General features: G+C 36.3%; 19 protein-coding genes and 1 other annotated feature. Of the genes, 13 read left to right on the top strand and 6 right to left on the bottom strand.

The window, feature by feature from the left end; genetic code table 11:
- Positions 1 to 32 precede the first annotated feature (32 nt).
- The 3 genes from DFR56_RS12285 to DFR56_RS12275 are packed head-to-tail and all read left to right on the top strand — an operon-like array spanning position 33 to position 2,283.
- The gene (locus DFR56_RS12285; RefSeq protein ID WP_110395735.1) at positions 33 to 866 is read left to right on the top strand and encodes a sulfurtransferase; all 834 of its coding nucleotides are present in this window, start codon (positions 33 to 35) and stop codon (positions 864 to 866) included.
- 1 nt (position 867) lies between these two features.
- Positions 868 to 1,434 carry a DNA-3-methyladenine glycosylase I gene (locus DFR56_RS12280; RefSeq protein ID WP_110395734.1) on the top strand — a complete coding sequence of 189 codons (567 nt, stop codon included), beginning with the start codon at positions 868 to 870 and terminating at the stop codon, positions 1,432 to 1,434.
- A gap of 12 nt (positions 1,435 to 1,446) precedes the next feature.
- On the top strand, positions 1,447 to 2,283 hold the full coding sequence (locus DFR56_RS12275; protein WP_110395733.1) for a sulfurtransferase: 837 nt from the start codon (positions 1,447 to 1,449) through the stop codon (positions 2,281 to 2,283).
- 129 nt (positions 2,284 to 2,412) lie between these two features.
- Here DFR56_RS12275 and DFR56_RS12270 read toward each other — a convergent pair whose 3' ends face one another.
- Positions 2,413 to 3,315 carry a LysR family transcriptional regulator gene (locus tag DFR56_RS12270; protein ID WP_110395732.1) on the bottom strand — a complete coding sequence of 301 codons (903 nt, stop codon included), beginning with the start codon at positions 3,313 to 3,315 and terminating at the stop codon, positions 2,413 to 2,415.
- 169 nt (positions 3,316 to 3,484) lie between these two features.
- On the opposite strand from DFR56_RS12270, the gene DFR56_RS12265 reads away from it, so the two are divergent.
- From DFR56_RS12265 to DFR56_RS12245, 5 genes are all read left to right on the top strand, one after another.
- Positions 3,485 to 4,675, top strand: a complete 1,191-nt coding sequence (locus tag DFR56_RS12265; RefSeq protein WP_110395731.1) for an acetyl-CoA C-acetyltransferase — start codon at positions 3,485 to 3,487, stop codon at positions 4,673 to 4,675.
- 14 nt (positions 4,676 to 4,689) lie between these two features.
- The gene (locus DFR56_RS12260) at positions 4,690 to 5,382 is read left to right on the top strand and encodes a CoA transferase subunit A (RefSeq protein ID WP_110395730.1); all 693 of its coding nucleotides are present in this window, start codon (positions 4,690 to 4,692) and stop codon (positions 5,380 to 5,382) included.
- Positions 5,383 to 5,403: 21 nt separating this feature from the next.
- Positions 5,404 to 6,054 (top strand): CoA transferase subunit B, encoded by a 651-nt coding sequence (locus DFR56_RS12255; RefSeq protein ID WP_110395729.1) that lies wholly within the window; start codon positions 5,404 to 5,406, stop codon positions 6,052 to 6,054.
- Between the two features lie 93 nt (positions 6,055 to 6,147).
- The gene (locus tag DFR56_RS12250; protein WP_110395728.1) at positions 6,148 to 7,479 is read left to right on the top strand and encodes a short-chain fatty acid transporter; all 1,332 of its coding nucleotides are present in this window, start codon (positions 6,148 to 6,150) and stop codon (positions 7,477 to 7,479) included.
- A 28-nt stretch (positions 7,480 to 7,507) separates the two neighbouring features.
- The gene (locus tag DFR56_RS12245; RefSeq protein WP_110395727.1) at positions 7,508 to 8,041 is read left to right on the top strand and encodes a GNAT family N-acetyltransferase; all 534 of its coding nucleotides are present in this window, start codon (positions 7,508 to 7,510) and stop codon (positions 8,039 to 8,041) included.
- A gap of 830 nt (positions 8,042 to 8,871) precedes the next feature.
- On the opposite strand, the gene DFR56_RS12240 is transcribed toward DFR56_RS12245, so the two are convergent.
- Both DFR56_RS12240 and DFR56_RS12235 read right to left on the bottom strand, forming a co-directional pair.
- The gene (locus DFR56_RS12240; RefSeq protein WP_110395726.1) at positions 8,872 to 10,440 is read right to left on the bottom strand and encodes a 2-isopropylmalate synthase; all 1,569 of its coding nucleotides are present in this window, start codon (positions 10,438 to 10,440) and stop codon (positions 8,872 to 8,874) included.
- Between the two features lie 57 nt (positions 10,441 to 10,497).
- Positions 10,498 to 10,734: a binding site (T-box leader), on the bottom strand.
- Positions 10,735 to 11,132: 398 nt separating this feature from the next.
- A complete protein-coding gene (locus DFR56_RS12235; RefSeq protein ID WP_110395725.1) occupies positions 11,133 to 12,923 on the bottom strand; it encodes a methyl-accepting chemotaxis protein in 1,791 nt (596 codons plus the stop codon).
- A gap of 355 nt (positions 12,924 to 13,278) precedes the next feature.
- Between DFR56_RS12235 and fni the strand changes: the two genes are divergently transcribed.
- Both fni and DFR56_RS12225 read left to right on the top strand, forming a co-directional pair.
- Complete coding sequence (gene fni / locus DFR56_RS12230; protein ID WP_110395724.1) at positions 13,279 to 14,334, top strand: type 2 isopentenyl-diphosphate Delta-isomerase; 1,056 nt, start codon at positions 13,279 to 13,281, stop codon at positions 14,332 to 14,334.
- Positions 14,335 to 14,944: 610 nt separating this feature from the next.
- Positions 14,945 to 15,658 carry a DsbA family oxidoreductase gene (locus DFR56_RS12225; protein ID WP_158525625.1) on the top strand — a complete coding sequence of 238 codons (714 nt, stop codon included), beginning with the start codon at positions 14,945 to 14,947 and terminating at the stop codon, positions 15,656 to 15,658.
- 213 nt (positions 15,659 to 15,871) lie between these two features.
- Here the strand turns inward: DFR56_RS12225 and DFR56_RS24020 are convergent, their stop codons facing one another.
- Both DFR56_RS24020 and DFR56_RS12215 read right to left on the bottom strand, forming a co-directional pair.
- Entirely contained in the window at positions 15,872 to 15,958 is an 87-nt protein-coding gene (locus tag DFR56_RS24020; RefSeq protein WP_377725652.1) for a helix-turn-helix domain-containing protein, read from the bottom strand.
- A 309-nt stretch (positions 15,959 to 16,267) separates the two neighbouring features.
- Positions 16,268 to 17,032 carry an iron ABC transporter ATP-binding protein gene (locus tag DFR56_RS12215; RefSeq protein WP_110395722.1) on the bottom strand — a complete coding sequence of 255 codons (765 nt, stop codon included), beginning with the start codon at positions 17,030 to 17,032 and terminating at the stop codon, positions 16,268 to 16,270.
- 943 nt (positions 17,033 to 17,975) lie between these two features.
- Between DFR56_RS12215 and DFR56_RS12210 the strand changes: the two genes are divergently transcribed.
- The 3 genes from DFR56_RS12210 to DFR56_RS12200 are packed head-to-tail and all read left to right on the top strand — an operon-like array spanning position 17,976 to position 21,121.
- Entirely contained in the window at positions 17,976 to 19,028 is a 1,053-nt protein-coding gene (locus DFR56_RS12210) for a siderophore ABC transporter substrate-binding protein (protein ID WP_110395721.1), read from the top strand.
- Between the two features lie 20 nt (positions 19,029 to 19,048).
- Complete coding sequence (locus DFR56_RS12205) at positions 19,049 to 20,062, top strand: ABC transporter permease (protein WP_377723412.1); 1,014 nt, start codon at positions 19,049 to 19,051, stop codon at positions 20,060 to 20,062.
- A gap of 3 nt (positions 20,063 to 20,065) precedes the next feature.
- Positions 20,066 to 21,121: an iron chelate uptake ABC transporter family permease subunit gene (locus tag DFR56_RS12200; protein WP_110395720.1), complete on the top strand. Its 1,056-nt coding sequence runs from the start codon at positions 20,066 to 20,068 to the stop codon at positions 21,119 to 21,121.
- Positions 21,122 to 22,090: 969 nt separating this feature from the next.
- Here DFR56_RS12200 and DFR56_RS12195 read toward each other — a convergent pair.
- Positions 22,091 to 24,271 (bottom strand): MMPL family transporter, encoded by a 2,181-nt coding sequence (locus DFR56_RS12195; RefSeq protein WP_110395719.1) that lies wholly within the window; start codon positions 24,269 to 24,271, stop codon positions 22,091 to 22,093.
- Positions 24,272 to 24,430 lie beyond the last annotated feature (159 nt).

The following is a 24,430-nucleotide window of genomic DNA, read 5'->3' as shown; positions in this document are numbered from 1 at the left end:
AATGAAAGTGCAACTATTATGGAGGGTATGATATGGGGTATATTATGTCGCCGGAACATTTACATAAGCAAATGGAAAAAGAGGATATTGTTATTATCGATGTTCGTTCCAATTTACAACGGCCTGATGAAGGTTTTGAAGCATATAAAGAAAGTCATATTCCGGGAGCGTATTATTTACATTTGGAAGATGATTTATCTGGTGAAGTCCAAGAGCATGGCGGGAATCATCCATTACCAAATATGGAACGATTTGCGAAAAAACTGAGTGAATTTGGCATTGATGAACATTCGCAAGTTGTTATTTATGATGAGGCAAATGAAATGTTCGCAGCTAGAGCTTGGTGGTTATTACAGTATGTCGGTGTTGATCAAACGTTTGTTTTAAATGGAGGCTATACTGCTTGGGTGCAGGATGGATATGAAGTTACGGATGAGGTACCAATGAAAAAATCGAAAGTATTTCAGCCAAAGGTCGCTTCCGATACAACCGTTACGATGGAAGAAGTAAGGAATAGGGATAAACAGGAAACTATTTTAATTGATTCCCGGGCATTTGATCGCTATCTCGGTAAAACAGAACCACTGTATCAAAAAGCTGGTCATATTCCAGGAGCAAAAAACTATTTTTGGCAAGACGTTTTGGATGAAAAAGGAAACTGGAAAAGTGTAGCGGAATTACAGGAGCATTTTAAAGACTTGAAGCAAGCAGATGAAATAATTGTTTCTTGTGGGTCTGGTATTTCAGCTTGCCCTAATATTTTAGCACTTCAAATGGCGGGGTTTAACCATGTGAAATTATACCCTGGAAGTTTTAGTGATTGGATTTCCTATGAAGAAAACAAAGTGGAGACGAAGGTAGAATAAAATGGAGAAAAATCGTTGTGCATGGGTAACAGACGATCCCTTATATGTAAAATATCATGATGAGGAATGGGGTTCCTTAGAGCGTTTTACAGATGATCATTATTTGTTTGAAATGTTAACATTGGAAGGTGCGCAAGCTGGTTTAAGTTGGATTACGATTTTAAAAAGGCGTGAAAATTATCGGGAAGCCTTTGACCAATTTGATCCAACCATTGTAGCTAATTATGGAGAAGACGAAAAAACATTATTATTACAAAACGAGGGCATTATTCGTAACCGACGAAAAATCGAATCAACGATAAAGAACGCCGATGCATTTTTGCGAGTACAAGCAGAGTTTGGCAGTTTTCATGCTTTCTTATGGAAGTTTATTGGCGGAAAACAAATTGTTCATCATTGGCGAGAACATGCCGATGTCCCCGCATCCAGTGAAATGTCGATAAACTTAAGTAAAGAATTAAAAAAGCGTGGGTTTACATTTGTTGGACCAGTTATCTGTTACTCATTTATGCAAGCAGTCGGAATGATAAATGACCATACAACCGATTGTTTTTTATGTACAAAATAGGAGTTGAATTGATTGTCGATTATTCTAAATGTAGAAGAATTAAAGAAAATGCAAGATAGAGATGGAATAGAGCTAGTTATTATCGATGTACGAACAAAAGATAAACAATTTAATACTGGGGAAGAAGCGTATAAGCATAGTCATATTACAGGAGCATTATTTTTAGATTTTAAAGCTGACTTAACCGGGAGAGACTCCTTTCTACCTGAACCTGAAAAACTAGCGAAAAAATTAGGGGATGTAGGAATTAATAATGAAACCCCTATTTTGTTTTATGACCAAGGGAATCATCGGTCCGCTTCAAAAGCTTGGGTTGTGATGAAATATTTGGGACATGAACGTATGTATATTTTAGAAGGGGGCTTCTCAGCTTGGGTCGATGCTGGAAATGAAGTTACAGCTACGATGCCAAAGTTAGAAGAAACCGCTAAATATCGAGTTAATCTGCAAAAGGAATTAGTTGTAGATGTAAAAGGGGTCAAAGATAGTTTAGGAAACGAAACCTCGGTCTTGATCGACTCTAGAGCCCATGAAAGATATACAGGGGAAGTTGAACCAACATATAAAAAGGCTGGTCATATTCCAGGAGCATTAAACTACCATTCAAAACAAGTGTTTGAGGATCATGGTATTTGGAAAGATAAGCTTGATTTGGAAACTCACTTTGCTTCTTTAAAAAACAAAGAAGAACTAATCGTGTCCTGTGGCTCAGGAAATTCTGCTTGTATGAATATAGTCGCTTTAAAAGAAGCGGGATTTAAAAATGTTAAATTATATCCGGGTGGATTTAGTGAATGGATTGAAGATGACAATAATGAAGTTGCTACAGGCGATCAATCATTATTTTGAGTTTGTGGATTAACGGATGAAAATAATAATAGGGTCATCGGATAATTGTGTAGAAAACTGTCACTTTACGTGTATCAGTGATGATAACTATTTTCCACACACTAATATACAGACAGATATTTTTTACAACTATCTGTCTGTATTGTCGTTTATGGAAAACTCCCCCGTTAAAAAATGTAGTAATGACCTTACTGCAAAAGAAAGATAACGATCTTTTTTTGTAATGATACCTAACCTCCATATGGGAGGGGATTGTATGGGAATCATGTTTATTGTGCTCTTATCCATCTTCGTATAAATGGATTTTGGTAACAGCGTAATTCCTAGTTGAGCAATAACAAGTTCAGCGATTAAATCCCATTGTGAGCTCTCATAAGAGATACTCGGGTAGAATCCCGCTACTTTTTCACATTGTTGAATAATCAATCCATGTAATGAAAATTCCCGCGTAAAAAGAATAAAATCTTCCTGTGCTAAATCTTGAAGTTTAATTATCTCCTTATTCGCTAGAGGATGTTTTTTATTTGTAAAAAGCATAAATTGTTCCTGAATGAAGGGTAGAACGTTAAATTTTGTATTACTTACTGGCAAAACAACTATCCCGACATCGACTTGTCCATCTTCCACTAAATATTCAATTTTTTTGGCACCATGTTCGAATAATTGTAAGTTGACCTCCGGATTAAAACGACCAAACTCTCCAGCAATTTTTGGAAAGAAAAGCGTTCCAATTAAGGGAGGAATGCCTATTTTTATATCACCAGATGGTGTATTCATTAAATCGTCTAATAAAGTGGTTAGTTCATTGGCAGCCCCTAATATTTTATTTGCTTGTTTATAAACAAGATTCCCTGCATCCGTTAAGATCAATTTTCGAGTTGAACGTTCAAATAATTTCACCTTTAATTTTGACTCTAATTTCTTTATTGATTTGCTTAATGTTGGCTGAGAAACATATATATTTGCTGCTGCCTTTGAAAAACTACCATAATCTACTACAGCAATGAAATGCTCCAATTCTTTCAGTTCCATGACAACCTCTCCTTTACTCTCATTAATGTAAAATGGAATGATGAACATCCATTTATTCCTATTTGTAATATAACATATTCCATATATTCATTTAACTAATAGATAAACTTCGTGTAAAATTTTATTTAGAAAGAACTTGAGTGATTCATTCGAACAATGGAGGGGTAAAATGTTAGATAATGACGTAGTGATTGTAAGCGCTTCAAGAACTCCGATTGGTACATTTGGTGGAAGTTTAAAGGGCATTAGTGCAGTAGAATTAGGCTCAATTGTCATTAAAAGTGTTCTAGATAAGGCTGGACTAGATGCAGATCAAATTGATGAAGTGATAATGGGAAATGTGCTTCAAGCCGGACTAGGTCAAAATCCAGCACGACAAGCAGCTATTCATGCAGGTCTGTCTCAACATGTGCCAGCATTAACCATCAATAAAGTCTGTGGTTCAGGTTTAAAAGCAGTACATTTAGCTGCACAAGCAATTAAAACAGGCGATGCAGAAATTGTCATTGCTGGTGGCATGGAAAATATGAGTCAAGCACCATATTTAACGATGGAAGCTAGAAATGGTTTACGAATGGGTGATAAAAAACTAGTAGATAGTATGATCAAGGATGGACTTTGGTGTGCGTTCAATGATTATCATATGGGAATTACAGCAGAAAATGTTAGTGAAAAATATCAACTGACAAGGGAAGAACAGGATCAATTTGCAGCTTGGAGTCAGATTAAAGCAGCAAAGGCAATAGCAGAAGGTAAATTTGAAGAAGAAATTGTTCCTGTAGAAATTCCACAACGAAAAGGAGAAACGATCATATTTGATACGGATGAATATGTAAGGGGGGATACTACAGCAGAAAAGTTAGGAAAGCTTAGACCAGCTTTTAAGAAAGAGGGGAGTGTAACTGCTGGTAATTCATCTGGGATAAATGATGGGGCGGCAGCTGTACTTGTAATGAGTCATCGTAAAGCTGTCGAACTGAATCTTACCCCTTTAGCAACTATGATCGCCAATGCAAGTGCAGCTATTGATCCAAGTATTATGGGGCTTGGCCCAATTCCAGCAACGAAAAAAGCATTAAAGAAGGCCGGAATTACAACAAATCAATTGGATCTCATTGAAGCAAATGAGGCATTTGCAGCCCAAGCAATAGCAGTTACAAAAGAATTGCAGTTTTCGAAAGATATGATCAATGTGAATGGTGGGGCAATCGCTTTAGGTCACCCAATTGGTGCTAGTGGAGCAAGGGTTCTCGTTACTCTGTTGCACGAATTAAAACGTCAGAATAAAAAGTATGGATTAGCAACTCTATGTATAGGTGGCGGACAGGGTGTAGCTACGATTATTAAACGAAATCATTAAAAGGGGTTGAAATGGTGAAGAAGATATTTACTAGTTTTGAAGAAGCGGTGGCAAATATAAAAGACGGCATGACAATTATGGTTGGGGGCTTCGGCATTGTCGGTATCCCTGAAAATTTAATTAAGAGTTTATGTGCAGCCAATGTAAAGGATCTGACTATTATTTCAAATAATTGCGGTATTGATGATTGGGGGTTAGGACTTTTATTAAAGAATAAACAAATCAAAAGAATGATTTCATCCTATGTTGGGGAAAATAAAGAGTTTGAAAAACAAGTATTAAGTGGCGAATTGGAGGTGACATTAGTACCTCAAGGAACTTTGGCAGAGAAGATCCGTGCTGGAGGAGCAGGAATTCCAGCTTTTTATACTCCAGCTGGCGTTGGTACCCCAATTGCTGACGGGAAGGAAACGAGAACGTTTGCGGGAAGAGAATATTTACTAGAAGAAAGTTTAGTAGCTGATTTTAGTCTTGTCCGTGCGTGGAAAGGGGATACGCATGGCAATTTAATCTACAGAAAAACAGCCCAAAACTTTAATCCTATCATGGCAGCTGCTGGGAAATGTACGATTGCTGAAGTAGAGGAGCTTGTAGAGGTAGGAGAATTACAAGCTGATGAAATTCATACTCCGAGTATTTATGTGCAAGGAATGGTAGAAGGAAAACAAGAAAAGCGTATTGAACGGTTAACGGTTAGAAATGAGTAAGATAGCAAAAGGAGGAAAATAATGACAAAAGATATGAGAGTAAACATAGCAAAAAGAGCAGAAAAAGAAATACAGGATGGGTTTTACGTAAATTTAGGTATTGGAATGCCTACTATGGTAGCAAATTATATTTCCGAAAATAAACATGTCGTTTTACAATCAGAAAATGGTTTACTAGGTATTGGGCCATATCCGAGAGAGGAAGAAGTAGATCCAGATTTAATCAATGCAGGGAAAGAAACAGTAACAACGATAAAAGGGGCTAGTTTCTTTGATAATGCGGAGTCATTTTCCATGATCCGTGGAGGACATATTGATCTTGCTATTTTAGGAGGAATGGAAGTTTCAGAGACGGGTGATTTAGCGAATTGGATGATACCTGGAAAGATGATTAAAGGGATGGGTGGCGCAATGGATTTAGTTCATGGTGCTAAAAGGATTATCGTGATTATGGAACATACAAATAAACAAGGTCAACCGAAAATAGTAAAGAAATGTTCATTGCCGTTGACAGGAAAAAGGGTAGTCGATAGAATTATTACGGACAGAGCTGTCATCGATGTCACGAAGGAAGGGTTGAAATTAGTAGAAGTGGCAGAAGGTTTTACACTAGAAGACATTTTATCTGTTACAGAGCCTGAATTAATCGTCCCGGAAAATTTGCTTTCATAAGAAATAAATAGCATCTTCTATCATATTTATGGAAAAGGTCGAATATATAATAGCACTTATTGTAAGCGTTACAAAACAATGGGAGGGATGAGAGTGAAAAGTATTACGAACTTTTTCGATCGTATTGTCCAAAGGTATTTACCCGATGCCTTTTTATTTGCAGTTATTTTAACTATCATCGTTTTTATTATGGGAATATTCATGACAGGCAGTTCACCAATTCAAATGGTCGAGCATTGGGGTACTGGCTTTTGGGATTTACTAGCTTTTTCCATGCAAATGGCGTTAATTGTAGTGACAGGGTATGTATTAGCAAACACTCCAGTCGTAAAAACGGCATTAGAAAAAACGAGTATGTTAGCCAAGACGCCTGGTCAAGCAATTTTATTAGTAACATTTGTTGCGTCTATTGCTTCGTTAATTAATTATGGGTTTGGACTTGTTGTCGGTGCGTTACTTGCACTTCAAGTCGTGAAGCGGGTTCCATCTGTCGATTATCGTCTTTTAGTTGCAAGTGCTTATAGTGGATTTTTATTATGGCATGGTGGACTATCTGGCTCCATTCCACTGTTAATAGCGACACCAGATCATTTTTTACAAGATACGATTGGTACAATTCCAGTGACAGAAACAATGTTCAGTAGTTATAATTTATTTATTGTTTTCGTACTTCTTTTTACACTTCCGTTTCTAAATCGAATGTTAATGAAGTCAAGAGAAGGAATGGAAATAGTCAATCCAGTAGATTGGGAAACGAGTAGTTTCGAGGACAAATATGAGGAAGTGGAGAAAAACGAACGACAAACTCCATCAGAAAGGCTAGAAAATAGCCAAATTATATCTATGTTAATTGGATTACTCGGTTTAGCATTTATTATTTATCATTTTGCAACAAATGGTTTCGACTTAAATATTAATCTTGTCAACTTAATTATGCTGTTTCTAGGTATTTTGTTACATCGTACACCTCGGCGTTTTTTACACAGTGTCAACAATGCGGTAAAAAATGTTGGTGGGATTATTGTACAATTTCCATTTTACGCTGGAATAATGGGTATGATGGTAGATTCGGGACTATCAGAGCAAATGTCTTTATGGTTTGTTAGTATCTCTACGGAATTTACGTTTCCATTATTTACGTTCATTAGCGCGGGTCTCGTAAACTTCTTTGTTCCATCAGGTGGAGGACAATGGGCGGTTCAAGGACCAATTATGATTCCAGCAGGAATAGAAATTGGAGTAGATTCAGCGAAGACAGCGATGGCAGTCGCTTGGGGAGATGCTTGGACAAATATGATTCAACCATTTTGGGCGTTGCCGCTACTTGCAATTGCAGGACTGAAGGTTAGAGATATTATGGGCTTTTGTGTCATTATTTTAATTTATAGCTTTTTCCCAATTGCCATTGGATTGTTATTTTTTTAATAAACGGCTGATGAAGGGAGGGATTTCCATGTATCTTACTACCGATAGATTGCTTATACGTAATTTTGAAGTAAAAGATTGGCAAGCTGTTCATGAATACACGTCAGATCAAAATGTAATGAAATATTTACCCGAAGATGTATTCACTGAAGCGGCAGCAAAAGAATTTGTAAAAGAAAATATGGATGAAACTCCAAAGCATTATCCAGTTGTATTGAATGATGAAAATTTTGTTATCGGTCATATGGCATTTCATAAATATTTTGGTGAACATACGTATGAAATTGGCTGGGTTTTTAATCCAAAATATTATTATAAAGGTTATGCAACAGAGGCGGCACGGGCAATATTAGCATGTGGATTTGAAAAAATGAAATTGCATCGAATAATAGCAACTTGTCAACCAGAGAATGTCGCATCTTTTCGAGTAATGGAGAAGATCGGGATGAGAAGTGAAGGGCATTTTAAAAAATGTATTCCACAAGGGGATGAATGGTGGGATGAATATTATTATGCTATTTTAGCGGAAGAATGGGTTAAAATAGGGCCGGTTTATAAGTAAGGATGGGACAAAAGTAGATCCGAGAGAATGGAAATTTCTTCAATGAAAATTGTCATTCACTCGGATTTTACATTTTGCCGTTTTTAAAAACGTGTTGCCAATTATTTATAAACCACACAGTAACTTAATTTGATATTCCGACTAGAACCCAGTTACAGCACCGTTATTTCCGCTACGGACAGTCAGTCGCTTTCCGTAGGCATGGCTTCAGCCTCCGACGCACAGGACGTGCTAGTGCGGGTGTTGCGACAAGGACGTCGCGCACTTAACCCGCCTCGGAAGCAAAAACCGCTTCCTGCGGGGTCTTCAGACACGTGGGACTGCGCTAAATGCTCGTCCCATCGAAGAACATTTGCTTTTCCTGCAAATCTTTACAGTGGGACGAACGGAAGTGCGAAAGCTCTTCGATGGGGCGAGTAAGCGCAGTCCCAGTCCCAGTCCCAGGAGTCAACTGTCCTACGCTCCAATCAACTATACGTAAGGTGAATGATAATTATTTTATTCCACCCGTAAACCAATAACAGTAATGATTGACTAAACCACCTGAGCGAAGGAAATGCACGGAGACTCCTGTGGGAGGCTTATCAGCCGCCCACGGTAAAGGAGACACTGTGAAAACAAGCGATAGCGCAGGTTGAACAGATGTCGCTCTTATGCCCTGTGGTGAAAGTGGAGTGTATTTCCGCAGCGATGGGACATTCACTATTTCGAAGTTATTGCACAGTTTATATCATCTACGCATTATTTGTAATCCAAATATTGTGAAAAACATTCTGAAAATCGTGTTCTTTTGGGTGGAACGTTTTGTTATGTCCAATCCTCTTTCACACTTATGAAACGGGAAGTAAATTTTCCACAACGATATTGTTTACTGCGTTAATATAGGCAAGTGCGCTAGCTTTAATGACATCTGTATCTGTTGCATTGGCGTTATATTTTACACCATTAAACTCGACAACAACTTTTACTTTTCCAAGTGCTTCTTTCCCTCTAGATACACTGCTTATTTTATATTCTAAAAGTGTGATATCCATATCAACGATTTCCAAAATAGCCGAATAAAGCGCATCAATAGGACCTGTTCCTACCGCACTGCTTTTTAATACATCATTTCCTTTTTTCACTTTAATACTTGCAGAAGGGAACATCGTATTACTAACTACTTGTAAATCAACTAACTCGTAAAAATTATCTGCATAATCTTGAACACTTTGATTATGTTCATTTTGTCCGGCGAAGTAATTTTTCACGATGACGTATAAATCATAGTTATATACTTCTTTTTTCTTATCAGCTAAAATTAAAAATTCGGCAAAGATCGCTTCGAATTGTTCCTCTGTCAATTGACCGAAGCCTAGTTTTCTTAATGTGTCCTTTACAGCATGTCGACCCGAGCGCGCTGTTAAGACAAGCTCCATATCATCTAATCCCACTTCTGTTGGGTTAATAATTTCATAAGCATCACGAGATTTTAATAGGCCGTCTTGGTGAATTCCAGATGAGTGGGCAAAAGCATTGTCACCTGTTATTGCTTTGTTTACTTGAACTTCTAGTCCCATTAAGCTACTAACAAGTCGAGATGTGTTCATTATTTCTTTCGAATTAATATTTGTATGTGCACCATATACGCTAGCACGTGTATTTAGCGCCATCACGACTTCTTCAAGAGCAGCATTTCCAGCACGTTCGCCAATACCGTTAATGGTACATTCGACTTTATCTGCCCCGTTTTTCACAGCGGCTAATGTGTTAGCTGTCGCCATTCCAAGATCATTATGACAATGCACACTAAGTAACACTTGATCATTTAAATTTTTTAAGCGATCATTTAATTTAAAAATTAGCTCCCCAAATTCTTCTGGTTCAGCAAAGCCAACGGTATCAGGCACATTTATCATGGTTGCTCCAGCTTTTACTACGGCTTCAATCGTTGACCATAAATATTCAAAATCAGATCTTGATGCATCTTCTGTTGAATATTGAACATCTGGAAGGAGCGTTTTTGCATATTTGACCGCTTCCACACCAATGTCTAAAATTTGATTTTTTGATTTACCAAACTTTTTCTCAACGTGAATATCTGATGTACCTAATACCATATGAATAAGCGGTTTTTCCGCATGTTTCACACTATGATAAACAGAATCGATATCTGCTTTTACTGCTCTTGCTAATGCTGTAATCGTGATATCATCTGTATTTCCAACTTTCTGGGCGATTTCTTTTACAGCATTAAAATCACCTTCAGAAGATGCCGGAAATCCAGCTTCTATAATATCGACTTGTAATTTTTTCAACTGTTGGGCAACCTCTAGTTTTTCGGATAAATTTAATTTCGCTCCCGGAACTTGCTCTCCATCACGTAATGTTGTATCAAACACCCATATTTTTCTCGACACAATAAGCACTCCCTTTTAAAATTGTATTTAATATAAAAAGCCCCGTCTCTATATAAAGATAGAGACGAGGCATTACTCGCGGTACCACTCTAATTAATTAATCAATATTAATTCAGCTCATTCGATGGCGATCACCATCTATCCATTTAACGGTAGAAAACCGACAGCCGTTACTTTCATTTTCACGGTGTAGCTCTTGGACGAGTTCAAAGGTAAATAACTACCGATTTCCACTAACCATCGGCTCCCTGAGAGCTTACTTATCCTTTTACTTATTCCAGTCATTGCTTAAAAGTATTTAATTAAATGTAATTATAACGTGAGGATATTTCGATGTCAACTCAAAGTTTGCACGTTTTGCAATTTTTATATGTTAGGTGCTAAAAAGAAAACGGTAATGAAAAATTGCTGAACAAGTATCCATTCCAATACAAAGGTTTGAACATACTAATGAATGGGTGTTAGTTTTTCCTAAGCAGTATAGCTTTTTTCTTAGGTTATGTGATTATAAAATATTTTTACGCCAAAAATAATGAAGGTAAAAATCAATGTTAAAAATAACAGCCTTCAACTCTGTTATTTTGATGAGTTAAAGGCTATTTATAATTGACTATCCCAAATGTTTGAACTAACGGAAGGGATGATCTCGATATTTGCTCAAAAAATTTACGATATATAATGGATGAAGCTCTTTACAGTTTAAATACAGCTATTTCATTTTTTAGTTGTTCAGCAAGCTCCGAAAGTTCGTCGGCATTACGAGAAATTTCATCCATCGAACTAGATGTTTCTTGAGTTGAAGCTGACGATTGTTCAACCCCTGCAGCGGCTTCTTCAGAAACAGCAGCAATATCTTCAATTAAATTGTTCATTTGTTCACTGTTTTCGGCAATCTCTTTTAATCGATTTGCGACACTTAAAATATTATGTACCATGCTCGAAACGGAACCATCGATCGTTTCAAAGCTTTCCCCTGTTTTTTCAATTTGGGAAATCCCTTCTTTCACTTCTTTATACCCATCATTTAGAGAGGAGACGACATCATTGGTTTCCGCTTGAATATTTGTGACGATGTTTGTTATTTCTGTGACTGAGCTCGTTACTTGTTCAGCCAACTTTCTCACTTCATCAGCAACGACAGCAAAACCGCGACCATGTTCTCCTGCACGTGCTGCCTCAATTGCTGCGTTTAGTGCGAGTAAATTTGTCTGGTCTGCAATGTCTTTAACAACTTGGACAAGCTGAGAAATCTCATCTGATTGTGCATCTAATCCACGCACTTTATCTACTGCATCAGATACAATCGTATCAATTTTGCCCATTTGCTTAACTGATTGTTTCATTAAATCCGAACCATCTGAAGTTAATACTAGTACGTCTTCAGAGGAATTGGCAATGCTTTGTCCTTCCTCTTGTGAAGTTCTTACTGAATCAACAAAATGTTTCATTTGCTCAGATAAGTTTGAGGCGCTATTTGCTTGTGTTTCAGCACCAGTAGCAAGTTCTTCCATCGTTACAACCATTTGGTCACTTCCCTCTTTGACCTCCCTAGCTGAAAGTGTCAAAATATCACTACTTGAAGAAACAGAATCAGAAGCTTGCGCCACTTTATGGATCACATTTTTCATATTATGATTTAATGTGTTAACAGCTCCAGCTAATTGACCAATTTCGTCTTTTCCTTTGTAATCAAACTGTTCAACTGTTAAATCTCCATCAGCAATATCGTTCGTAATCGCAACAACTCTTTTCAAGTAAGTAGAGATTAGTCGACTTATAACAACCATAATAATGATACCGACGGTGATACTTATAATATTTGCAATAAGTAAAATAAAGGCACTTTTACTCATACTATTATTAACATTGATAACAGATTGCCCTTGTTCTTCATTAACAGCTTCGATTAATCTATTAATAAGTGCGACACTCGATGTTTTTTGCGTGCCGATTTGAATTTGTGAATAAATAATTTTACTTTCATCTACATCATCTAATGCAATACTATTTAAAAAGATATCCGCTATTTTCTCGTTGTTTTCCACAACTCTAGCAAATAAAAATTTATTCTCTTCATCATCAAACTGTGATTCCAATCGACTGAAAGTATCATTAAGCTCTTCGTTAATTGCTTTAAAGTCATCGACATAACGATTATTACCTACAATAATATAGTTGGAAATAAGCGAGTCCTGTTGCTCCACATATAACGCTAATTGAGCCATATCAGATGCTAATTGATTTTTTTGGATGATGTCATTTACGTTCTCTTCCGCACTTTTTAGTTGAAAGAAGACGATAACTGTTGCCGAAATAAATAGAATAATAGAGATTGAAAATGCCAGTAAATATTTGTTACCAATAGAAATATTGTTTAAAAATGACATGCTTCTAAGCTTACTTTTTTCTTTTCCGTTTCTTTTCTTTTGTTGTCTTTTTTTCAATCGGAAAGAACTAAAAAATGCCTTTACCTTGTTCTTCACGTATATTCCTCCTTATTTTACTGCATAAAAAGCTACACGATGTAGAGAATATGATAGTCAAAAAGATGGGTAGATTAAAGTTTCAACACCTCATATTATAGTCTAAATTAACTAAAATAGAAAGAACATTAATGAATTACTTCTCATAAATGAGTAAATATAACTATGTTTTCGGCGTGTATTTATGGGAGTGTAAATAAAATGGGTCTTTATACTTATTTCATTCATAAAGATCACTTATGCATGATGTTTCATCAAATCACTTTCCTTTCATTATATTAATGAAAAAAGTACACTATTATATAGAAGGAAATTGTAACGACATAAATATTATTCATTTGAGGGTGTGCTGTAAGTGGAAACAGACATTAATATAAGAAAAACCGAACATATTCGCTTGTGCTTAACAGATAATGTGGAAGGTGTAAATAAGACAACAGGCTTGGAAGGGATTTCTTTTATCCATAATGCTCTTCCAGAAATAAATTTTAATGATATTGATCTCCAGACGGACTTTCTAAAAAAACAATTAAAAGCACCTTTTTTAGTAAGTTCCATGACTGGTGGGTCAGAGCTTGCTTCAAAAATAAATATTAACTTAGCCATTGCAAGTGAGGAAAAAGGTTGGGCAATTGGGCTTGGATCAACTCGGGCACTCCTTGAAAGTAGAGCTCATGAGGAATCGTTTTTAATCCGAAAACATGCTCAAACTGTTCCCTTAATTGCTAACCTAGGTGCAGTACAACTAAATTATGGATACGGCGTAGAAGAATGTGAACGGATTGTCGAAATGACAGAAGCAGACTCACTCGTCCTCCACTTAAATAGTTTACAAGAAGTTGTTCAAGATGGTGGGGATTTAAACTTTGAAAGTTTACTTCCAAAGATTGAAAAAGTGTGTGAAAAGCTTGCTGTACCAGTAGGCGTGAAAGAAGTTGGCTTTGGCATTGATGGAATTGTGGCCGAAAAGTTGTATCGGGCTGGTATATCATATATCGATGTTGCTGGAGCTGGGGGGACTTCATGGAGTCAGGTAGAGAAACTTCGTTCAAAAGATCCACTCCGTAAAGCGGCGGCTGAAGCATTTAATAGCTGGGGGATTCCAACGAAAGATTGTATTGTATCTGTTAGAAGTAAGTTACCAACTGCACCGATCGTTGCTAGTGGTGGGATGAAGACTGGTCTTGATGCTGCAAAAGCAATAACGATTGGAGCTGATGTCATTGGATATGCACGTACCTTACTACAAGCTGCAACTGAATCGGTTGAATCTGTAATTGAAATAATGAATCAGATCGAATTTGAACTTAAAATGACGATGTTCGGAATAGGTGTTCCTACTATCGAAGCGCTTAAAAATACGAAACGTGTACAGATTAATGGAAAGTCATTGTTAGAAAACGAAAACTAAAGCAATAATCTGCTTTGGTTTTTTTATGAATGCAATTACATTTGGAATTGACCTTTAGTTAAGAACCATGAACACCACAATTTTCCTAATTCACTACGATTCGTCGCATCTACTCCATAAAAGGTTCAAAGAAGAGTCAATTCATCCATTGCATAATGGGTGATATATCCGAACGATAGTTTTACTTTATATTCCATTTTTTGCGAATGAAAACGCTATAAAAGTTGCTTGCAGCGGAAGGCGATGACTCCTACGAGAATAGCATAGTAGATTAAGTGGCCACGTCCTGGATTGCGCTTTCGCTCGTTCCGCCCGAAAACATTTGCATTAGCACATCCTGTTCGTCGGAAACTCTACAGCGAGCAAAGGGGAGCGAGAAGGCTTGGGCAGACCTTTGGAAAGTTCGCCTGTAGCGGTAAACAACGGTTTTAATACGTATATATTGTTCGGATTAATCCAGAATGATGATAGTGAGTTAGAAATCAAGCCCTCATTTCATTAAAGAGATTAAAAAACGATTGGAGAAAATTGTCACTAAAATAAAAGCAGAATACTATATGGACAAGTTTAAATTGTGTTAAAATACGCATAAGAACGAGGTGTATTGAAAGTGAAAATTGAAATATGGTCAGATTTTACTTGTCCTTTTTGCTACATAGGAAAACGTAAACTTGATTTGGCATTAGAGCAGTTTGACAAAAAACAGTATGTAAACATCGAATACAAAAGTTATCAACTTGATCCAAATGCGAAAAGTGAAAATCGAGAAACAGTATATTCAATGTTAATGGAAAAATACAAACTATCGAGTGGAAAGACAAGAGAAATGACAGGTCAAATTTGTGAGCAGGCAGAACAAGTTGGCTTAACATTTCATTTTGACAATTTGGAACATACGAATACGTTTCATGCGCATCGCTTAGTAAAATATGCTGAAAAATGTCAAAAAGAATTAGACTTGGTTAATCTATTGTTTTACCAATATTTTACCCTTAATCGAAATATTGGAAACAAGGATGTATTGTTAGCACTAGCAAAAGAATTAGGATTTGATGAAGATGAAGTAGATGAACTTTTGTCATTAAATTGTTATGCAAAAGCAGTTGATCATGATATTGATCTTGCTCGTGAGATTGGTGTAAATGGGGTTCCTTTTTTTATCTTTAATGAAAAATATGCCATATCAGGTGCACAACCAACAGATGTATTTTTAAATGTGCTAGATCAATTGTGGCAAGAAGAAAAAGATGCTATTTTAACAAGAGCTGAGAAAGGTAAAACGTGTAAAAGTTCATATTGTATTGGAAATGATTGCGAATCGTAATAAGAAAACATTGATGTAACAACTAACAAAAGCTAACTGCCAGCCTGTTAGTTGTTTTTGTTTTATGAAAAAGTAAATTCCCATGCTTTCATTACAGTGGAATGAGCATTTAGCGGAGTCCCAGGACGTGGCGTTTTTAGCCAGTGGAACTTCTTAGTCCTTTTTATCGGCCTTTTTGAACACGCACTTATAGGGCTTTCAAAAGGTATCAATTTACAGTACGGTACCACGTTTCTTTTCACGGGAAATCGTACTGACATTGCGTCCCACTCTCCTCGCGATTTCTCTTTTTGTTAGAATCAGTCTTAGTCATCGTGAATTCCCTTCGTATGTTTTGTGTTTTGGTCAACCTTAACAATACGTAGTTTCACAATGACTTTCTATTTATTTAACTGTTGCATTTGATTCTTACAATGAACCAACGTATTTAAATTAGCATTTTTATTATTCATTTCACTACACTTTACCATAAAAAAACCAAAAGAGTTTTATCTTTTGGGGTGCAATTCCTAGTTTTTAATTCATTTAAAACTTCAACTATTTTTTGCTTCAGTAGTCATTGCGTTACCTCTATAACGGCGGGATGTTCTTCATCATCATAAACTTTTCTTAATGAGAGTTAAAGTATACGCAAAAGCGACAACCATCTTGCATATGAACTGGAATATGCATATCATAGACTTCATTTAATGAATCAGAATTAATAATTTCATGGGTAGGGCCATCTTTTACTACACGTCCATCTTTTAAAGCGACGATTCGATCAGAATAGACCGATGCAAAGTTAATGTCGTGTAAAACGACGATAACCGTTTTACCTAACTCATCGACTAGCTTTCGTAAAATTTTCATGATTTGTACAGAATGCTTCATATCCAAATTATTCAATGGCTCATCTAGTAAAATATATTCTGTGTCTTGTGCGATAACCATGGCAATGAAAGCACGCTGCCTTTGACCACCGGACAGCTCATCTAAAAATTTGTGTTGGATGTCTATTAAGTTCAAATATTCAATAGCTTGGTCGATTAGCTTAAGATCCTTTTCATTAAGACGACCTTTCGAATAAGGATATCGACCAAAAGAGACTAATTGGCGAATTGTTAGTTTCACATTTAAATAGTTTGATTGTTTTAAGATTGCAACACGCTTAGCGAACTCATTCGATTTCATATTTTTTATATTGTTTTTATCTAGTAATACTTCCCCTGTATCTGCATCAAGCAGTCGGCTCACCATGGAAAGTAACGTTGATTTTCCCGCACCATTTGGTCCGATAAACGACGTAATTTTATTAGGCTTAATTTTAACCGATACATCTTTTATGATCGATTTATTCCCAAATTTCTTTGTTAACCCCTTAATTTCAACCATCTCGCAACCCTACTTTTTTTTAGTATTCAAAAAATGATACAATAATCGTTGCCTTTTTAGGAAATAGTCGATATGTATTATATAAAAAGCAACTTATCATTTTACTCGATTAGAGCAAATAAAAACTAAATATCTGTTCATTGTTTTTCTGTTATGATAATATCAATAATGATAATCATTATCACTATATATTATAGATGATGTAAATTTTAAAATCAATTGTTGTTCAATAAACGTAAAGAAATATTCACTAATTATACAATTATATCCATAGAAGTCCGAAATAGGTTGAATTCAACAGGCGCAACGCCGTAATCATCATATTTAAAAACCATAAAAGATTTCTAATTGAGAATGTGAAAAGTGAAAAATCGAGGATGAACATTTTTCTGGCAAGATTAATTGTATAAGTGCGGGTTCAAAAAGGTCGATAAAAAGGATCGGGTAGTTCAAGGCGGCGTAGCTCCCGGGAACGAAGCGTATGCTTTTACATACGTGGGTACCTAAAAAAGCAAGCTTAGAAAACTTGGCTTTCGCTACGCCTTTACTGCAAATGTCCTAGTTGCACTTATGCGAGTCAAGAAAGGATTTATCCTTTCTTAGCAGCCAACGCAGAAATTCGATGCATCATTTTTGTTGGACTTTTTGAACATCCTCTATAAAGGATGAGTTAAAATAATCTTTGATTACCGTTATATATTTAAAAATTTGAGTCCTCAGATAAATAGTTGACAACAATTTAAGATTTGCTATACTTAATTTCAGAGTTATTGATATTGAGAATCAATATCATTTCATTGTATTGTAGACGTGCACTATAGTAAAATTAAGAGATACATTTTATTTAAATCGCACATGAAAAAACATAGATATTAATTCAATTCAATAATCTACTTGTTTTTAAAAAATTTAGATATAATATTAAAGTGAGGGATATCATAAAGTGGGGAAATTTAAGTTTTTGAAATTAACCGTTTTTATAGCAATTTTAGCTTTATTACTAGTGGCTTGTTCAAATTCCAATGATGGAAATGAAGGACAGGCAAACGATACCAACGAGATGGCAGAAACAGATGAGCAAGCAAATGATTCTGCCGAAGAGGAAGCAGGTACAGTTGAAATCACGGATGCTCATGGAACAGTTACTGTTCCAGTAAATCCAAAGAATGTAGTTGCTTTGGATAATAGAGCTTTTGAAACCCTATCTGATTGGGGAGTTGAACTTGCAGCTGCTCCAAAAGCTGTAATGCCTGCAGATTCACCATATGTAAGTGATGATTCAGTTCAAGATATTGGAAACCATCGTGAACCAAACCTTGAAATTATCGCAACAGTAGATCCTGAACTTGTAATCGTTGGCCAAAGATTTGCCGGCTATTATGAAGATATTAAAGAATTAGTACCAGAAGCGGTTGTTATTGACCTGGATGTTGATGTTTCTGAAGAAGCAGAAACACCTGGAGAAAACTTAGTAAATGGATTTATTGATATTACAACTTCTTTAGGAAAAATCTTCGATAAAAACGAAGAGGCTGAACAACTAGTAGCTGATTTTGATCAAGCCATTGAAGATGCTAAGGATGCATATAATGGCACAGATACAGTTATGAGTGTTGTCGTATCTGGTGGAGATATTGGTTTTGCAGCACCAGGTTCTGGACGTGTTTGGGGACCATTGTATGAAATTTTAGGATGGACTCCAGCATTAGAAATTGATGAAGCATCTTCAGACCACCAAGGTGACGATATTTCAGTTGAAGCTATTGCACAAAGTAATCCTGATTGGATTTTTGCGCTAGACCGTGATGCTGCAGTATCTTCTACAGAAGATGCAGTTCCGGCTCAAGATGTTATCGATAATTCACCTGCACTACAAGATACAACTGCAGTATCTGAAGGTCAAATTGTTTATGCACCAACAGATACTTACACAAATGAATCAATACAAACTTTTATAGAGATATTTGAAGACATTGCAAATACTCTAGCTAAGTAATGTAAGGGAGTATTACTATAGTGCCGAAAAATACAATACAAAGAATGTTTGGGGCTGGGAAATCTCAGCCCCACCTTTATAATCATCAAAAAATATGGACGAAACCTTTTGTATTAGCTATTATAGTTGTTATTATTCTAGGTGTAATATCATTGTTTACTGGGGTCTATGATATCTGGGGACAAGAAGATGGAATGAAAATGTTTTTTATCACTCGAATTCCAAGAACAGCTGCACTCATGCTTACTGGAGCTGCAATGGCTATGTCAGGACTCGTCATGCAACTTATTACACAAAACCGTTTAGTCGAACCTACTACAACAGGAACGATTGAGTGGGCGGGTTTGGGACTGATTTTAGTTTATATACTATTTCCAGCCCCAACTTTAGTTCAAAGAATGACTGGTGCAATCATTTTTTCATTTATAGGAACTATGATTTTCTTTTTATTTCTTAGAAGAGTTAAGCTGCGTTCATCTTTAATAGTCCCTATTATTGGAATCATGCTCGGAGCAGTCATTTCTGCAATTTCCACTTTTGTTGGACTCGTTTTTCAAATGTCGCAAAATGTCGAAACTTGGTTTGTTGGTTCTTTTTCATCGATTCAAATTGGCAGATATGAATATTTATGGTTAATTATTGTCATATCTATTCTTATCTTTATCTATGCTGATCGGCTAACTTTAGCTGGATTAGGCGAAGATGTTACGACAAGTCTTGGGGTAAGTTATAATCGAATCGTTCTTATTGGTACAGGCCTTATTGCTTTTGCAGTTGGAATTGTTGCAGCTGTCATTGGAAATTTACCTTTTCTAGGTTTAATTGTACCAAATATTGTTTCCATGTTTCGGGGGGATGATCTCAGGAGCAATTTGCCATGGGTATGTGTATTAGGAATGGGCACTTTAATTGCTTCAGATATCATCTCTCGAACAGTAATTATGCCTTTTGAAGTGCCTGTTTCGTTGATCCTTGGAACAGTCGGAGCAGTTGTGTTTATTGTTATCTTATTGAGAAGAAGGAGGCTAGGATAACAATTGAAATCTACTAACAAAAAAACTGTCAACAGTTATTCTAGCCTTCATCGTAAAAAAAGATCAGCTAGAGTGTTTCGTTCTAAAAAAGAAGCAAGACGTTATTGGATTTTGTTAATAACATTGATTGTTTTGGGGCTCCTCTCTTCATATGGGCTTATGGTATATAACAATCCAGTTCCAATAGACTCCCCTTCTTTTATTCCAGTTGTAAAAAGAAGAATGGTTGCTCTTATTGCAATGATTATTGCTGTGATTTGTCAGAGTTTAGCGACTGTTGCCTTCCAGTCGGTTACGAATAATAGGGTAATCACTCCTTCGCTTTTAGGATTTGAAGCTCTTTACTCGACCATCCATACTAGTGCTATGTTTTTCTTTGGTGCTGGCATATTTATAAGTTTTACTGGAACTGGTCCATTCTTAATTCAAGTTGCTGTTATGGTCTTGATGTGTTTGATACTTTATGGATGGTTGCTTTCTGGAAAGTATGGAAACTTACAACTTATGCTTTTAGTTGGAATTATTATTGGGACTGGGCTGAGATCTTTGTCGACCTTTATGAGGAAACTTCTTGAGCCGTCTGAATTTGATATTTTACAGGCAAAATTATTCGGTTCTGTCAATAATGCAGATCCCGAATATTTTCCGATTGCAATTACACTTGTAGTAATTACAGCCATTCTTCTGCTTGCTAATTCTAAAAATTTAAATGTCATGTCACTTGGTAAGGATATCGCTACATCTTTAGGAGTTAATCATAAATTTCATGTTATTTATACCCTTGTATTAGTTTCAATTTTAATGTCCATTTCAACAGCTTTAATTGGACCACTTACGTTCTTTGGATTTTTAGTTGCTACTTTGAGTTATATTTTAGTACCAACTTTTGATCATAGATATATTTTCCCAATGGCTCTTGCTTCGGGATTTTTAATCCTAACGGGTGCATACTTTGTGATGTATCATGTATTTAATGCTCAAGGCGTAGTATCCGTTATTATCGAAATTGTTGGTGGAGTAACATTCTTAGTTTTAATTTTAAGAAAGAAAGCTCTATAATTAAGATTGATGGATATTCAGAGGTGAAAATAGAACCTTTGAATATTACAGAGTGAAAAGCTAGTCTTTTATTGGTCTAGCGCTGAGATTGATAGGGAGTTGTATGTAACAAATTGACTGCTGCTCAAGGAAAAAACCCTTGAGCGGCTTTTTATGTGCGTCATTCTAGAATCTCACCCATCAAACCTGTAAGGTGTGGGCTTGCGGCTTTAGCCGTGGGCGTCTCAAGTATTTAAATCCTAAAACCTAAAACTTGGTATCTTTCTGGTGAAGGACTTCAGTCTGTTGCAGAAATGATTGAAGAAACAGATGGGAGTTTACAATAAAAAAAGTTGCCTTGAGCGTCCCAGGGCAACTTTTTATATTCAGCTTTAAGAGGTTGTTCAAAAAGTCCAACAAAAATGACGCATCGAATTTCTGCGTTGGCTAAGAAAGGATAAATCCTTTCTTGACTCGCATAAGTGCAACTAGGGCATTTGCAGTAAAGGCGTAGCGAAAGCTAAGTTTTCTAAGCTTGCTTTTTTAGGTACTCACGTATGTAAAGGCATACGCTCTGTTCCCGGGAGCTACGCCGCCTCAGGCGAACAATGTTTATTGCGACGAGTAAATCGCAGGAGCAATGTCTTCTGCGACGAGTAATCGCAGGAGCAATGTTTTCTGCGACGAGTAATCGCAGGAGCAATGTTTTCTGCGACGAGTAATCGCAGGAGCAATGTTTTCTGCGACGAGTAATCGCAGGAGCAATGTCTTCGATGGGACGAGAGCATGCGCAGTCCCAGGACGTTCTAGTACTGGCGTTGCCACAGGGCTTTTTGATGGGATGAGCAATTTAGCGCAGTCCCAATGATTTTCGATGGGATGAGCATTTGGCGGAGTCCCAGGACGTGGCGTTTTTAGCCAGTCGAACCTCTCAGGTCTTCTTTTATCGACCTTTTTGAACACGCACTTTAACAGATTTCAATTGACATTTTACTTATCCCGATGTGTTAACAATAAAATCGCTGGTAGAAAAAATCCACGAATGATAAACGTATCTAATAAGATTCCTAAAGCCATTATTGAACCAAATAAGAATAATTCTTGGAGCGGCTGAGTAATAAGAACCGAGAAGGTAGCTGCTAAAATTAACCCAGCAGAAGAAATAACTCCCCCTGTCAAAGCCACTCCTTTTTGGACGGCTTCCTTCCAATCATACTCTTTTGCAAATTCTTTTATCCTTGAAACGAGCATAATGTTATAGTCGATCCCTAGCGCAACCATAAAAATAAACGTATATAACGGTATTCGGTAACTTATTGCTTCATATCCTAAAATGTTATGGAAAATGATCCAACTAAATCCAAGTGTGGCAACGTAAGATAATAGAATCGTTCCCATCATTAATGTTGGTAAAAGAATCGATCTTGTTTGAAATCCGAGTACGATAGTTAAAAGAACGACAACAAGTGTAAACAAAACGATCATATCTTGCTTATTCATTTGTTTTACATCTAATTGGCTAGCTGTCTGTCCAGCAAAATGCATTTCCATTTTATTTTTCTCAAAACCATTATTGACTAAAAGTTTATCTGCCTCATTTCGAATATCATGTAACGTATCTATCGCTTTATGGTCATATGGGTTCATACTGAGAACGAATTGGAATTTAATTGCTTCATTTGATTCCGCTACAAAATTATGAGGTAACTCCTCCTCTCCGTTAATCATTTCTTCCGTTATGATTGATTTGACGGAACTTACTCCGCTATGTTTAGCAATATCCTTTTGAATCCCTTGCATATTTGTTAGAAACTCATCGTTTTGTTCCATTTCTCCATTTGATTTTATTAAAACAGTAACAGGTGCTAATTCTCCAGCTGGATAATTCTCTTCTAATAATTCAAAGCCTACTCGTGAAGAAATATCTTCGGGAAATGACTTCAGTAAGTTAAATGAAAAGTTAATAGGAAGGACATTAATTGCTCCAACAAGCAAAACAACGATTAATATATAAGAAACCAATGTTGGTCGTTTTACTACAACCTTACTAATCCAGTTCCACAGTTTTCCTTTCTGCTTATTCTTAGTATTAACTTTAGGAATTAACGGCCAAAACGCTTTTCTTCCAAGTAATGCAAATAAAGCTGGAATGAGTGTTAAACCCGCCAGTAAAATGAATATGACTGCAACCGTAAATACAGGTGCAAAATAATTATACGGTTTAAAAACAGTTACAAAGAGTGATATCATTGCGAGGACCACAGTGCCCCCACTAAAAAATATCGGTTCGGATACATGATAAATCGCTTCATTCATAGCACCGTATTTCGATTCATACTTTTGTAATTCTTCACGATATCTAGAAAAAATAAACAAACTGTAATCTGTCACGACAGCAAATAATAACACTAGCATAATTGAAGTCGCTTGCCCTTCGATTGAAAAAACATCATACTTACCTAAAATTCCTAAAACTCTATCCACTACACCGTAGACGATACCAGCAATAATAAGTGGGGTAATCGCAAGTAACGGTGAACGATAGATAAAGATTAATAGAACAAAAATTAACCCAACAGTTGCTAACATAAGTACAATATCGGCATTTTTAAATAACGAAATAGTATCTGCGGCAATTCCAGCCGGGCCAGTGATTTCAAATTGAATATCATTGGAACCGATAGTACTCCATTTTTTCTCCAATAACTTTAAAACTTCATGGCTCTCACCTGGTTCTACATTATCTTGTAAAGATAAATTAAACAATAAGGTAGATTTATCTTCTGAAAACATCTGAGCTTGTATTTCATTCGGAAAATCATGGAACGGGAGTGCATTAGAGATTTCAACAGGTTTGTCATTCGACTGAAGCCATTTACTAAATGATTCGATTTCTTTTATGTCATTCTTAGTTAGACCCGTTTCTTTATGAAAAACGATAAGGGCAGTTAACCCATCATCGCTAGGAAATTGTTCATGTAATAATTTCTCGGCCACTTCTGATGGAGTGTCTTCTTTCACACTACCTTCTGTACTATTGACTTCATACTCTTTTGCACTTGGTGCTAGCATACTTAAAGCGATAATAGCGATCATCCAAACTGCTAATGTAATTTTCGCTCCTTTTGAACTACTTGTGTATTGTACTAACTTTCTTACGATTTTTAACATAACATCTTCCCCTTTCTACATGTATCATTGTAAAAGTTGAACATGAACGGAAGATGAATAAAATGTTTCAACGTTTCCTTCCAGTATTCATAGGCTCTAAATTGGCAAAGTGGACAAATGGAGAATGGCCGACTTATAGGTATGGATAATAGTTTGTTT

It is taken from the genome of Pseudogracilibacillus auburnensis, assembly GCF_003201975.1.
GTDB lineage: Bacteria > Bacillota > Bacilli > Bacillales > Amphibacillaceae > Pseudogracilibacillus > Pseudogracilibacillus auburnensis.
This window is presented reverse-complemented; position numbering and strand designations above follow the sequence as displayed.